Raw genomic sequence first — 13374 nt, forward strand, 5'->3', positions numbered from 1 at the left:
CGAGCGAGTTTCGATAAAAGGAACGGCTCTGCTTTTACCATAAAACGATGAAGGAGCCTATTTCGGTAAAAGAAAAACCTCAGCTTTTCCGAAAACGTTGCAAAAGGAAATATTGGTAAAAGGAACACCCCTGTTAAGCTGGCAGGGGTCAATCTAGTAAATACTACTGTAAAGGTTAAAAAAAGGTGATTACTTCAATGAGAAGTTAATCACCTTATTGCATTATAAAATCATTTCCGATTGTACATAGTGGTATAGCAGTTTTGCTGTATTTTCGATCGATTCTTTATGTGTTCTTTCGAAAGCATGAGATGAATCGATTCCTGGTCCGATCAGGCCATGAATAATATCGTGACCGGAACGGATTGCGGCAGAAGCATCAGATCCGTAGAATGGATAGATATCCAGCTTATAGCCGATTCCATTGTCGATCGCCAGCTTTGTCAGCCGTTTTCTTAATTCATAATGGTATGGACCGCTTGCATCTTTGACACAGATTGATACGGTGTACTCGTCTGTTGACTGGCCATCTCCCATGGCACCCATATCTACTGCAAGGTATTCCACTGTCTCTGGTGTAATATTTGAGTTTCCGCCGTAGCCAATTTCCTCGTTGTTTGAAATCAGGAAATGGGTTGTATAAGGTAATTCAATGGTTTCAGACTTAACTTGCTTGATTAGCTCCAGCAGGATCGCAACACTTGCCTTATCATCAAGATGGCGAGATTTAATATAGCCAGATGGAGTAAGTTGAACACGCGGATCGAACGAAACAAAATCGCCAACCTCAATGCCGAGTGCCCTTGCCTCATCAGCGCTTTTTACTTTTTCATCAATTCGGACTTCCATATTATCCTGGTTGCGTTCTGCTTTCCCGGCATCCTTATAGACGTGCACAGAAGTCTGATGCATTAAAATCGTTCCAGTGAACTTTTTGCCGCTGGATGTCTCAATTTCGCAATACTCACCCTCGATTGAGTTGTACTTGAAGCCGCCAATCAAATCAAGCTTTAACCGGCCGCTAGGCTTAATCTCTTTTACAATAGCACCAAGAGTATCGACGTGTGCAGTCAGCATTCTGTGATTTTGCTGGTCTTTCCCGGGTAAAGTGGCAATTAACCCGCCTTTACGATTCCTTTTCGTTTCTACCTGTAATTCTTTCAAATAATTTTCCACATATGTAATGACTTCGTTTGTATTTCCTGACGGACTTGGAATGCTGACCAGTTCCTTTAATAAGTTCAATGTTTCATCCGTATTTTGATACGCCATGACAAAACTCCTCTCATCTTTAAATCTTCGCATAATTCATATTATAAACTTTTTTCTTGAAGCAAAGTAACACTTATCAATAAATAAAGTAATCACCTGCCCACTCTATTCATATTTTGATTATGGATGCAGTTTTGGGGAGGAGGAAATAAAAATGAATGGGTATTGGTTTAAATATTCATTGCTGGGATGGTGCAGGGAGATGGAAACGAAATGGGCTTCCGTTAAAGGCCAGATCAGAGAATCAGCAGATGAGACCGCTCTGAAGCAATGGGAGGAAAGTCTTTTGTCATTGAAATCAAAAGCAGAAAGTTACTCTGACGAAGAAGAGTTATATGTTCAGGCGAGAGACTTATATGACAAGCTTGCCGATTACCTGAATCGTGCAGGACTGGAAGATGACCGCCAGCAACCACAAAGTCTCCAGCCTGTGCCTATTGGCGGCCACAAACTGCCGCCCTTGCCATATGCTTACAATGCTCTCGAACCTGTCATAGATAAAGAAATCATGAGACTTCATCATTCAAAGCACCACCAAAGTTATGTAGACGGTTTGAATAAAGCTGAGAAAGAAATGCAAAGAGCAAGGCAGACAGGTGATTTCAGCTTGATTAAACATTGGGAAAGGGAAGCGGCTTTTCACGGTTCTGGGCACTATCTCCATACGATTTTCTGGAGTATCATGACACCGAATGGCGGTGGAACACCTAAAGGACAGCTAGGCAAAGCAATCAATGATACATTCGGGAATTTTGAGTCATTTAAAAAACACTTTACTGAGGCTGCAAAAAATGTCGAAGCTGTGGGTTGGGCAATTCTTGTCTGGTCACCACGCTCCCACCGACTTGAAATTCTGCAGGCAGAAAAGCATCAAAATTTAACACAATGGGATGTAGTGCCGCTTCTCGTTTTGGATGTCTGGGAGCATGCCTATTATCTTCAATATAAAAACGAGCGTGCGAAGTATATTGAGAACTGGTGGAACATTGTCAATTGGAAAGAGGTTGAGCAACGGTTTAATAAAGCCAGGACTTTAGCTTGGCAGCCATTTTAGGAGTGACTGTTAAGTCGCTCTTCTTTACATAAAAGCCTCCTTTTAGCAAAGACTAAACATATGTTCGGGAGGTGATTTTATGGAGAGCAAAGATTTTGACCAGATTTACAACGAATACAAGGATCAAAGCAAAAACCAGGCGGAAATGGAAGCTAATACAGCACAGACGGGGAAAGAACAAATTGTCGCAGTCAGGAAAAATGACGATGGGGACTTGATTGCCTTTAAAACGGAAAGCGGCAGGGAGCTGGATTATATTACAGCTCTAACAGAGGCAAAAGCGGGAAATCTCGCTCATGTTGACGTCTTCCATAAGTATGGACGCGATATCCTCAGGAGCGAACCAGACGGAATCAAGGAAAACAATCTTGATCATTTGCCTGAATTTTAGCAGGGAGTTGTCCCTGCTTTTTTATTTCAAATGAAAAAAACTTGATTTTTCAGAAATTTCAATCTAAAATTAAAATTAACATACCAACCGGTAGGTATGTAAAACAGGTGTCCGCATATATATTAATAGCTAAGAAAATTATAAAAATAAGATAGGGAGTGAAATGCATGCATTTACGTTTAACAGAAGAACAAAAAATGGTGCAGAAGACAATCCGACGATTCGTTGAAAAAGAATTGATACCACTTGAAAATGATGTATTGCGAAATGAACGAGAAGGACGGCCAAGCCTCCCGCCCGGTAAACTAAAAGAACTGCAATTAAAAGCAAAGGAAGCTGGCTTCTGGGGAATCAATACTCCTGAACAATATGGCGGCGCGGATCTTGGCCAAATGATGATGGCGATTGTCTTGATGGAAGTTTCCAAGACTTTTGTCCCTTTCCAATTCGGTGGTTCTGCAGATAATATCCTTTACTACGGAAATGAAGAACAGAAGCAGAAATATTTAATCCCAACCATCGACGGAGAGAAAAAATCATGCTTTGCGATGACAGAGCCAGGAGCTGGATCTGATACACGGAACATAAAAATGACCGCTGTCAAGGACGGAAATGAGTGGATTCTCAATGGTGAAAAGACATTTATAACAGGCGGGAATGAAGCAGACTTCGTTATGGTTATTGCCATTACAGATAAAGAAAAACATCGTGCCACCGGCCGTGATGGTGTAACCTGCTTTATTGTTGACCGCGATATGGGCTGGAAGTCAGAGTATATACATACGATGGGCGAGTGGGGTCCGGCCGGCCTGGTATTTGATAATGTCCGCGTTCCTGAAGAGAACATTCTTGGCGAAGTCGATGGCGGTTACAAATTGGGACTTGAATGGATCGGATTTGCCAGATGGGTTGTTGGAGCAAGGGCAATTGGAGCCGCTGAGCGCCTGCTGCAAATGGCGATTGATTATTCTAAAGAGCGCATCACTTTTGGCAAGCCGATTGCAGAAAGACAAGCCATCCAATGGATGATTGCAGACTCAGCGGTGGAGATTGAAGCGGCAAGATGGCTTGTATTGAATGCCGCGTATACTCTGGATGCTGGCGAAGATAACAGGCACATGGCATCGATGGCAAAATTGTATGGCTCTAACATGGGGAATCGTGTAGTGGACCGGGTCATGCAAATCCACGGCGGAATGGGCTATACCAGGGAATTGCCGATTGAACGATGGTATCGGGAAGCCAGGCTTTGGAGGATTTACGACGGGACGGATGAAATTCAGCGCATGATTATTGCAAGAGATCTTTTAAAAGGACATGTCAAAATCGGCCAGTTTGTATAAGTATTGTAAGCGTTAACAGTTTACTAGAAAGGGAGGAATCATGATGGGTAGATTTGATGGCCGAGTGGCTTTCGTGACAGGAGGCAGCCGGGGAATCGGTAAAGGAATTGTCCAGCTTTTTGCGGAAGAAGGAGCAAAGGTGGCATTTATCGATTTAAATGAAGAGGCTTTGGCAGAAACAACAAATGAGCTGAAAGAAAAAGGATATGAAGTATATTCCAAGGTAGCGAATGTTACCGACGCGGAGCAAGTTGAACAGGCATTTAAAGAGGTGAATGACACTTTCGGCTCTGTGGATATTTTAGTGAATAATGCTGGCGTCATTCGCGACAATCTTCTTTTTAAAATGACCGACTCTGACTGGCAAACAGTCATGGATGTCCATCTTAAGGGTTCATTCAATGCATCCAGGGCCGCACAAAAGTATATGGTGGAAAAGAAATATGGACGTATTATTAACATTTCTTCTACATCAGCCTTAGGAAACAGAGGACAGGCGAACTATGCAGCAGCCAAAGCAGGATTACAGGGTTTCACAAAGACACTTGCGATTGAACTTGGACGTTATGGGATTACAGCGAATTCAGTAGCACCAGGGTTCATTGAAACCGAAATGACAAAGGAAACGGCCGCTCGAATCGGCATTGCTTTTGATGATCTGATTAAGCACAGTGTGGCAAGCATCCCTGTCGGAAGAAGCGGAAAGCCTGAGGATATTGCCAATGCAGTCGCTTTCTTTGCCGATGAAAAATCGTCCTTTGTAAACGGACAAGTGATTTACGTTGCGGGCGGACCTAAAAATTAATGAGAGGTGAGCAGCCAGTGTTTCAGGAGCATATTGGCAAGCAATCGAATAAGGTGAAAAACATTGTAGAGCGCGGTGCTGTCAAAAAATTTGCCGAAGCCATCGGTGATTTGCATCCTATTTTCGTTGACGAGGAAACGGGCAAAAAATCCAGATACAAAAGAAATATTGCTCCTCCGACTTTCCCAAGGGTTTTTGACTATGGGACAATCGACGGATTGAACCTCCCTAATAAGGGCTTGATCCATGGTGAACAAACCTACCATTATGAGCGCCCGTTACTAGTAGGTGAAGAAATTACATGCTATTCGGTGGTTAAAAACTATTTTGAGAAGAAAGGCACTCAGGGAGAAATGGGATTCCTTGTATTAGAAAGCTTCGGTGAAGACGAAATGGGAAATGTGGTTTTTGCCTCCACCCAAACCGTCATTATTACAGAAGCGGTAAGGAAGGTGTTGATCGGATGAGTAAATTGGCAGAATTGAAAATTGGCGACTCACTTAAGGAAATCCAGCTGGACCCGGTCGATCGAATCACTTTAATTAAATACGCAGGTGCGTCTGGAGATTACAACCCAATCCACACTATTGATGATGAGGCGAAAAAAGCCGGCCTGCCGGGGATTATCGCGCACGGAATGTGGACAATGGGCAACCTGGCGAAACTGTTTACTGATTTTTACAATGAAGGGTTCATTCAGGACTATAGGATCCGCTTCAAAGGGATGGTATTCCTTAATGATGTTGTCACCCTAAAGGCTGAACTTGCAGAGGAAAATGACAATCTCCTTCGCTTTCGTGTTCAAGCTGTCAATCAGAATGGCAATGAGGTCATTAAGGGAGATGTGCTATACCACCGGTATGCTTCTTAATAAAAGGCTGTTTTCGTAAAGATTGTTGTTAAAATCCTAAAGCCGATTTTAACGTGATTATAGCCATTTTGTAGGTCGGTACTAAGTTGGCAAGCTCTTTTCTCTTCAGAAGCGTTCATTTTGTGCAGAAACTTAGGCAATTCCATCCTATTTTGTCATCAATAGCAACAAAGTTTGAGAAAAGAGCCTAATAAAAATAAAACCCGGCAAAAAATTGCTGGGTTTATTACTATAGGTTCATCCTTATTTTGAAAAATAAATAGATTTTAAGGAAAATAGGTTTATTTTTAAGGAATGAATAACGAAGGTTCAGTAATATATCGTCTGGTTCAAGAAAAAAGACGGATTTTCCCGACTATCTGCCCTTCTACGCAGCTAGTCACACTTGCCTTGTTAAAAACTAGAGATTTCCCAGGAACGAGGTGTCCAACAAAGGTGAATTTTGATTTTGATGAAGATTTATTGGCGTTAAAGAAGAATGTCCGTGATTTTATCCAGACGGAAGTCGAGCCTGTTGCGATGCAAATCGAAGAAGAAGATGAAATTCCTCGCAAAATCATAGAACTTTCCAAAGAAATGGGTTTGTTTGGACTCAGCATACCGGAGGAATACGGCGGACTAGGAATTGGCATGGTTGAAAAATGTGCTCTTTATGAGGAAATCGGCCAGACACACAATGGCTACACAACTTTAATAGGTGCCCACACTGGGATCGGCACGGTTGGCATAGTGGAGATGGGCAACGAGCAGCAAAAACAGAAATATTTGCCTGCTATGGCAGCTGGTGAAAAGATCGGTGCATTCGCTCTTACTGAGCCTGATGCCGGGTCTAATGCAGCGAACCTCAAGACGACCGCCGTTAAAAGAGGAGATAAATACGTACTGAATGGTTTAAAGCATTATATCACTAATGCTTTAGACGCAAGTGTTTTCACAGTAATGGCGGTGACAGCAGAAAAAGGGGCAAAAGGGATCACTTCCTTCATTGTTGAAAAGGATTTCCCCGGGTTCAAGCTTGGCAAAGTCGAAAAGAAGATGGGGCTGCGAGGCTCGCACTCAGCTGAATTGGTTTTCGAAGATTGCGAGGTCCCTGTTGAGAATGTTCTTGGAGCAGAGGGACAGGGTTATGTGAATGCTTTGAAAATCCTGGCTAACGGAAGGGCAGGACTTGCGTCTCGCAATCTTGGATCCTGCCAGAAGCTTCTCGACATGTCTGTTGCCTATGCAAAAGAGAGAATCCAATTCGGGGAACCAATCATAAGGCACCAGGCGGTTAGCCATATGCTCGCTGAGATGGCAGTGGAAATCGAAGCGCTCCGCTCATTTACATACCGGGTTGCCTGGATGGTTGATTCGGGCAAAAAGGTGATCAAGGAAGCTGCCATGTTAAAGCTTTATGGCTCAGAAGTATACAATCGGGTCGCGGATAAAGCGGTACAAATCCACGGAGGGCTTGGTTATATATCGGATTATCCAGTAGAAAGATTTTTCAGGGATGCACGGATAACAAGAATCTATGAAGGAACGTCTGAAATCCAGAAAAATATCATAGCCGCACAGCTTGAAAAGGAATATTAGGATATCGGCATACCTACTAGTCAGTATGCAAAATGAAAAGAAAGAGGTGGCAAGGATGGATTTTAATCACTCTGAAAAGGTCAAAAAATACCAGGCCAGGCTGTCAGCGTTCATGGATGAATTCATTTATCCAAATGAACAGGTGTATAAAGAGCAAATCGACAAAAACGCCCCCTTTTCAAAAGTACCTCCAATCATGGAAGAACTAAAGGAAAAGGCAAAAGAAAAAGGTCTTTGGAATCTATTTTTGCCTGAAAGCGAATATGGTGAAGGTCTTACCAATTTGGAATATGCTCCTCTCTGTGAAATCATGGGCAGATCAAGTATCGCCCCAGAGGTGTTCAACTGTGCTGCGCCTGATACAGGCAATATGGAAGTACTTGTACGTTACGGAACAGAAGCACAGAAGGAACAATGGCTAAAACCGCTCCTGAGCGGAGAAATTCGGTCATGCTTTTCGATGACAGAACCAGATGTTGCTTCATCTGATGCGACCAACATCCAGGCAAGCATCATCCGTGATGGTGATGAGTATGTCATTAACGGAAAGAAATGGTGGTCTTCGGGGGCTGGGGATCCACGCTGCAAGATCGCGATTGTGATGGGGAAAAATGACCCTGATGCCCAGAAGCATGAGCAGCAATCTATGATTCTCGTTCCGCTGGATACACCAGGAGTCACCATCAAAAGGATCCTGCCAGTCTTTGGTTATGATCATGCTCCCCATGGCCATGCCGAAATAGAATACAAGAATGTAAGAGTACCTGCTTCCAATATGCTTTGGGACAAGGGCAAAGGATTTGCGATTGCCCAGGGACGCCTGGGTCCTGGCAGGATCCATCATTGCATGAGAACGATCGGTGCTGCGGAACGGGCGCTTGAAGAATTGTCCAAAAGGGTTCTTGGAAGAGAAGCCTTCGGTAAAAAGCTTGCGGAACAAGGTGTCATCCAGGAATGGATCGCGGAAGCAAGAATAGATATTGAACAGGCCAGACTTTTGACTTTGAAGGCAGCCTTCATGATGGATACTGTCGGAAACAAAGAAGCGAAAGCAGAAATTGCAATGATTAAGGTCGTGGCACCAAATATGGCGTTAAAAATTATTGACAGGGCGATTCAGGCTTTTGGCGCAGCTGGTGTAAGCGATGATTTCACACTTGCAGCCTCATGGGCAAATATCCGGACCCTTCGTTTAGCTGACGGACCAGATGAGGTACACAAACGAGCAATTGCACGCTATGAACTTAAAAAATATATGTAAGGAGGAGCATTAATGCATGTATCAGATTTATTTTCACTCAGAGGAAAAGTAGCGATTGTTACAGGTGGCGGCCGGGGACTTGGGGAACAAATCGCTGTAGGTTTTGCTGAAGCTGGAGCCAATGTCGTCGTTTGTTCGAGACGAGTGGAAGCCTGTGAGGAAGTAAGCCAGAAACTGAAAGAATCAGGGGTAGAATCTTTAGCGTTAAGGTGTGACATCACCAATCAAGAAGACGTGAAAAACGTAGTTCAAAAAACCTTAGAGAAATTCGGGCGGATTGACATCCTTGTCAATAACAGCGGGGCATCCTGGGGGGCGCCTGCGGAAGAGATGCCTCTAGAAGCATGGCAAAAAGTCATGAATGTCAATGTTACTGGCACCTTCTTAATGTCCCAGGCTGCAGGGAAAGTCATGCTTGAGCAAGGGGCAGGCAAAATCATTAATATTGCGTCGGTTGCTGGCCTGAAAGGATCCAATCCAAAAGTGATGGATGCGATTGGCTATAACGCCAGCAAGGGGGCTGTCATTACATTTACAAAGGATTTGGCGGCTAAATGGGGGCCGCGCGGCATTTATGTGAATGCCATTGCCCCTGGATTCTTCCCAACGAAGATGTCGAAAGGACTGCTGGAAAAAGGCGGTCAGTCAATACTGGAAGGAACGCCATTAAGGAAATTCGGTTCTGATACCGACCTTAAGGGCGTCGCTGTATTCCTGGCGGCACCGGCATCTGACTATATTACTGGTGACGTAATTGTTGTAGATGGAGGAACACATGTGCTTTAAAAGGGGGATGCAGCTTTGAAGAGAGATGCCGTAATCGTATCTGCAGTCAGGACAGCAATTGGCAGGCAGGGTGGAGCGCTTGCATCTGTCCCTGCACATGTATTTGGTGCGGAAGTAATAAAAGAAGCGATCAGGAGGGCAAACGTCCAGCCAGAAATGATTGAAGATGTCATTATGGGTAATGTCATCAGCGGAGGCGGGAACATTGCCCGTCTGACAGCTCTTCAAACCGGCTTTTCACAAGAATTGCCTGGCTTGACCATCGATCGGCAGTGCGGGTCTGGAATCAACGCTGTCAATCTCGCTGCCCAGGCAATCCGTTCAGGTGCTGGTGACGTATATATTGCTGGCGGAATCGAGAGTATGAGCAGGGCACCTTATTTAATGGATAAACCTGAAAAACCATACAGCCCAGTACCGCCAAGCTTTAGGAAGTCCCAACTCTCGCCCAAGGAAATCGGCGATCCGCCAATGGGCATCACTGCGGAAAATCTGGTGGAAAAATATTCGATCACAAGAGAAGAGCAGGACGAATTTGCGCTGTCCAGTCAGCAAAAAATGTCTGCTGCAATGGCTGGGGGACGTTTCGACGACCAAATCGTTCCCATCACGATCCCAGTCCGAAAAGGAGATTCCTTCATTTTTAAAAAGGATGAACACCCGAGGCCGCAAACAACATTAGAAGCGCTAACCAAGCTTCCGCCAGCCTTTTTACAGGGAGGGTCGGTTACTGCCGGCAGCAGCTCGGGATTGAATGATGGTGCAGCTGCACTAGTTATCATGTCCAGAGAGAAAGCCCAGGAATTAGGTTTGGCACCATTGGCAATCATTAGGGAATCCTCTGTAGCTGGGGTCGATCCGAATATCATGGGCATCGGACCGGTTCCTGCGGTTAGAAAAGTTCTTCAGAAGTCCGGCCTGAAAATGGAGGACATGGACATTATTGAAATAAACGAGGCTTTCGCTGCCCAGGTCATTGCCTGCAATCGGGAGCTGAACATGGATATGGATAAAGTGAATGTAAATGGCGGGGCGATAGCCCATGGTCATCCCCTTGGTGCTACAGGAGCAATCCTCGTCACTAAGGCTGTATATGAGCTTGAAAGAAGAGGAGGACGTTATGCCCTTATTACTGCCTGTATCGGCGGCGGACAGGGTATTGCCACAATTATCGAACGGGAATGATTTTTCCAAAAGGGGGAATGCACTTATGGCTTCTGATACGATTCCAATCAGGCATGGAGAAGAACTGGATACAGCGGTCATCGAAAAGTACTTAAGGGAGCACTTACTGAATCTTCCTGAGGATAATTTGACAATCGAACAATTCAGCTTTGGAAAATCAAATTTAACCTACCAGCTGAAGATAGGTGAATGGGAAGCGGTCTTAAGACGTCCGCCGCTCGGTCCTGTAGCTCCAAAAGCTCACGATATGGAAAGGGAGTACAAGATACTTAAAGAAATCAGCCCTCACTTCGCGGCTGCTCCAAAACCTTATTTGTTTGCAGATGAAACTGTGATCGGCAGCCCATTCTTTGTCATGGAAAGAAAGCATGGTATTGTCCTTGATACTGACTTTCCTGAAGGTATAACACCTACAGAAGAGATGTGCAGAACCTTATCAGTAACGATGGTCGAACATCTGGCTGAGCTGCACAGTATTGATTATAAAAAGACAAAGCTAGCCGAAATGACCAAACCTGCAGGGTTCATGGAACGGCAAGTCATTGGCTGGATCCGCCGTTATGAGCGGGCGGAAACAGACATTGTCGATGGTGTGGAGCAGCTTAAGCAATGGATGATGAAGAATGTGTCAGAATCTGAAACGCCAGCAATCATCCATTATGATTATAAACTGAATAACTCCATGTTCAATAAAGAATTGACACAAATGGTCGGCCTATTTGATTGGGAGATGACCACAGTCGGTGACCCGCTTGCCGATTTGGGAGTCGCCATGAGCTACTGGATTGAGCCAGATGATTCTGACCTGTTAAAAAGAGGAATGGGCAAGCCGCCTGTAACAGTGGCACCTGGTTTTATGACTCGTGAAGAATTCATGGATCTGTATGCAAACAAAAGCGGCAGGAATCTGGATAATATGAATTTTTATCAAACCTTTGCATATTTCAAGCTTGCCGTCATTTGCCAGCAAATTTATTACAGATGGAAGAAGGGTCAGACAAAGGATAGCCGATTTGCGCACCTTGACCAGTTTGTCAGCAGCTTGATCCAATATTCGTTATACACAGCAGGGAAGAAGGGTTGAAGAACATGATGAAAATTCACCTTTTGCTGAAAAAGGAAGACATCGATAAGAAAAAGATGGCTGACAACAAAATTGCTGTCGTTTTCGACGTACTCCTGGCTACTTCTACAATTACATCAGCACTGGAATTCGGAGCTAAAGAAGTGATTCCTGTCCTGGATGGAAAAGCGGCACAACAAGAAGCGGCTGGCATGGAAAATGACAGTTATGTCCTTGTTGGAGAATATCAGGGGAAAACAATCGATGGGTTTCTCTCACCAAACCCTCTGGAATTAAGGAAAAAAATCGAGGGTAAGTCCGTCATTCTGTCTACCACGAACGGAACTGTTGCACTAAAGAATTCTGCAGATGCGAATGCTGTCTATGCAGCATCCCTGATGAACTGCCAGGCAGTTGCTAATCATATTTTAAAAGATTATCGAGGGGAAACCATTGTAGTCGTCTGCTCTGGCTCATCCAATGAGTTCAATGTAGAGGATTTTCACGGGGCCGGATGCTTCATTGACTGCCTGATCAAGCAATGTGACATGGAGTTTTTCCTGACAGATTCTGCTTATGCTGCACACAGTTTCTACCATGCCCACACTCAAAACAGTGTTGATATATTAAAAGCTTCGAGAGTCGGCCGGATGCTTAGTAAACATAGTTTTAGCAGGGAAATTGAATTTGTGTCACAGGAAAATATATTTTCACAAGTCCCTATGCTGATTGATAAAAAAAGAATTATTGCACTTGCGGATGATAACGTTTACAAAAAAGGAGATGACTGGATGTCATTAAAACCCGAAGTTAAAGCATTACTTGAAGCCTTAGCAAAAAATCCTGTGCCGCCATTGGAACAACTGCCGCTTACCGAAGCAAGGAAAGGTTTTGAACTATCTGCAAAACAAATGAGTAAAGCCGAGAAACTCGCAAAAACTCAGAATCGCAGAATCCCTGGATACAAGGATGAAATCAATATAAGGATTTATGCACCAGAGGATGCAAAAGGGTCAAAGCTCCCAGCTATCGTCTATTACCATGGAGGCGGCTGGGTGATCGGCAATATCGATACTCATGATGCCCTTTGCCATACATTGTCCTGCGAAGCAAACTGTATAGTCGTCTCGGTGGATTACAGTCTCGCTCCAGAAAGCAAATTTCCAGTTGCCGTTGAAGATTCCTATTTAGCTGCCAAATGGGTGTTTGAAAACGCTGCTGATTTGAACATTGATGAAGACTTTATCGCTGTGGCGGGAGATAGTGCAGGGGGAAACCTTGCAGCAGCAGTTTGTTACCTAGCTGTCCAAAGAAAGACAACTTCGATCGCATACCAGATGTTGTTTTACCCGTCTACTGGCTTTGAATATACGCCATCATATGAAAAATTCGGGGAAGGCTACTATTTGACAAAGTCTACAATGACCTGGTTCCGCGAACAATACCTGAACTCAATTGAAGATACACAAAACCCCCTGGCCGCGCCTATGCTAATACCTGATGAGATAACGCCTCTTTTGCCGCCAGCATATATCCTGACAGCGGAGCTTGACCCATTATGTGATGGCGGAGAGAGTTTTGCCACGAAACTTAAAAATGCGGGTGTAGAGACACAATATGTTTGCGCACCCGGCATGCTTCACGGTTTTCTCGGTATGACTGAACACTTGCCAGATGGAAAACAAGCTATCAAAGATGCTGCTGCAGCCTTCAAGAAGAGAAGTTCGCTTAAACCGGTTGAATAATAATTTTCAGGGGGAATATC

At 44.3% G+C, this 13374-nt stretch carries 13 protein-coding genes; 12 read left to right on the plus strand and 1 reads right to left on the minus strand.

Annotated features, from left to right (window positions below; translation table 11 throughout):
* Positions 1 to 222: 222 nt before the first annotated feature.
* Entirely contained in the window at positions 223 to 1272 is a 1050-nt protein-coding gene (locus tag B5X77_RS16380) for a M42 family metallopeptidase (protein ID WP_079509016.1), read from the minus strand.
* Positions 1273 to 1426: 154 nt separating this feature from the next.
* Between B5X77_RS16380 and B5X77_RS16385 the strand changes: the two genes are divergently transcribed.
* From B5X77_RS16385 to B5X77_RS23420, 12 genes are all read left to right on the plus strand, one after another.
* A complete protein-coding gene (locus B5X77_RS16385; protein WP_079509017.1) occupies positions 1427 to 2326 on the plus strand; it encodes a superoxide dismutase in 900 nt (299 codons plus the stop codon).
* 79 nt (positions 2327 to 2405) lie between these two features.
* Positions 2406 to 2717: a DUF3892 domain-containing protein gene (locus B5X77_RS16390; RefSeq protein WP_079509018.1), complete on the plus strand. Its 312-nt coding sequence runs from the start codon at positions 2406 to 2408 to the stop codon at positions 2715 to 2717.
* 167 nt (positions 2718 to 2884) lie between these two features.
* Positions 2885 to 4060, plus strand: coding sequence for an acyl-CoA dehydrogenase family protein (locus B5X77_RS16395; RefSeq protein ID WP_079509019.1), 1176 nt, complete (start codon positions 2885 to 2887; stop codon positions 4058 to 4060).
* 40 nt (positions 4061 to 4100) lie between these two features.
* Complete coding sequence (locus B5X77_RS16400; RefSeq protein WP_079509020.1) at positions 4101 to 4865, plus strand: beta-ketoacyl-ACP reductase; 765 nt, start codon at positions 4101 to 4103, stop codon at positions 4863 to 4865.
* Positions 4866 to 4882: 17 nt separating this feature from the next.
* Entirely contained in the window at positions 4883 to 5332 is a 450-nt protein-coding gene (locus B5X77_RS16405) for a MaoC family dehydratase N-terminal domain-containing protein (protein ID WP_079510270.1), read from the plus strand.
* Positions 5329 to 5736, plus strand: coding sequence for a MaoC/PaaZ C-terminal domain-containing protein (locus B5X77_RS16410; RefSeq protein WP_079509021.1), 408 nt, complete (start codon positions 5329 to 5331; stop codon positions 5734 to 5736). The genes B5X77_RS16405 and B5X77_RS16410 overlap by 4 nt, the downstream gene beginning before the upstream one ends.
* Positions 5737 to 6171: 435 nt before the next feature.
* Positions 6172 to 7314 (plus strand): acyl-CoA dehydrogenase family protein, encoded by a 1143-nt coding sequence (locus B5X77_RS16415; protein WP_079509022.1) that lies wholly within the window; start codon positions 6172 to 6174, stop codon positions 7312 to 7314.
* 55 nt (positions 7315 to 7369) lie between these two features.
* On the plus strand, positions 7370 to 8575 hold the full coding sequence (locus tag B5X77_RS16420; RefSeq protein ID WP_079509023.1) for an acyl-CoA dehydrogenase family protein: 1206 nt from the start codon (positions 7370 to 7372) through the stop codon (positions 8573 to 8575).
* A 12-nt stretch (positions 8576 to 8587) separates the two neighbouring features.
* Positions 8588 to 9361 (plus strand): SDR family oxidoreductase, encoded by a 774-nt coding sequence (locus B5X77_RS16425; protein ID WP_079509024.1) that lies wholly within the window; start codon positions 8588 to 8590, stop codon positions 9359 to 9361.
* 15 nt (positions 9362 to 9376) lie between these two features.
* Entirely contained in the window at positions 9377 to 10546 is a 1170-nt protein-coding gene (locus B5X77_RS16430; protein WP_079509025.1) for a thiolase family protein, read from the plus strand.
* Positions 10547 to 10571: 25 nt separating this feature from the next.
* Entirely contained in the window at positions 10572 to 11630 is a 1059-nt protein-coding gene (locus B5X77_RS16435) for a phosphotransferase family protein (RefSeq protein WP_079509026.1), read from the plus strand.
* Between the two features lie 5 nt (positions 11631 to 11635).
* On the plus strand, positions 11636 to 13354 hold the full coding sequence (locus tag B5X77_RS23420) for an alpha/beta hydrolase fold domain-containing protein (RefSeq protein ID WP_176167353.1): 1719 nt from the start codon (positions 11636 to 11638) through the stop codon (positions 13352 to 13354).
* Positions 13355 to 13374: the final 20 nt, after the last annotated feature.

This window comes from Mesobacillus jeotgali (assembly GCF_900166585.1).
GTDB classification, from domain to species: Bacteria; Bacillota; Bacilli; order Bacillales; family Cytobacillaceae; genus Mesobacillus; species Mesobacillus jeotgali_A.

Bases quoted from the DNA above. Each gene is read 5' to 3' on its own strand.
- B5X77_RS16380 (WP_079509016.1), bottom strand. From the start codon at position 1,272: ATGGCGTATCAAAATACGGATGAAACATTGAACTTATTAAAGGAACTG.
- B5X77_RS16385 (WP_079509017.1), top strand. From the start codon at position 1,427: ATGAATGGGTATTGGTTTAAATATTCATTGCTGGGATGGTGCAGGGAG.
- B5X77_RS16390 (WP_079509018.1), top strand. From the start codon at position 2,406: ATGGAGAGCAAAGATTTTGACCAGATTTACAACGAATACAAGGATCAA.
- B5X77_RS16395 (WP_079509019.1), top strand. From the start codon at position 2,885: ATGCATTTACGTTTAACAGAAGAACAAAAAATGGTGCAGAAGACAATC.
- B5X77_RS16400 (WP_079509020.1), top strand. From the start codon at position 4,101: ATGATGGGTAGATTTGATGGCCGAGTGGCTTTCGTGACAGGAGGCAGC.
- B5X77_RS16410 (WP_079509021.1), top strand. From the start codon at position 5,329: ATGAGTAAATTGGCAGAATTGAAAATTGGCGACTCACTTAAGGAAATC.
- B5X77_RS16420 (WP_079509023.1), top strand. From the start codon at position 7,370: ATGGATTTTAATCACTCTGAAAAGGTCAAAAAATACCAGGCCAGGCTG.
- B5X77_RS16425 (WP_079509024.1), top strand. From the start codon at position 8,588: ATGCATGTATCAGATTTATTTTCACTCAGAGGAAAAGTAGCGATTGTT.
- B5X77_RS16435 (WP_079509026.1), top strand. From the start codon at position 10,572: ATGGCTTCTGATACGATTCCAATCAGGCATGGAGAAGAACTGGATACA.
- B5X77_RS23420 (WP_176167353.1), top strand. From the start codon at position 11,636: ATGATGAAAATTCACCTTTTGCTGAAAAAGGAAGACATCGATAAGAAA.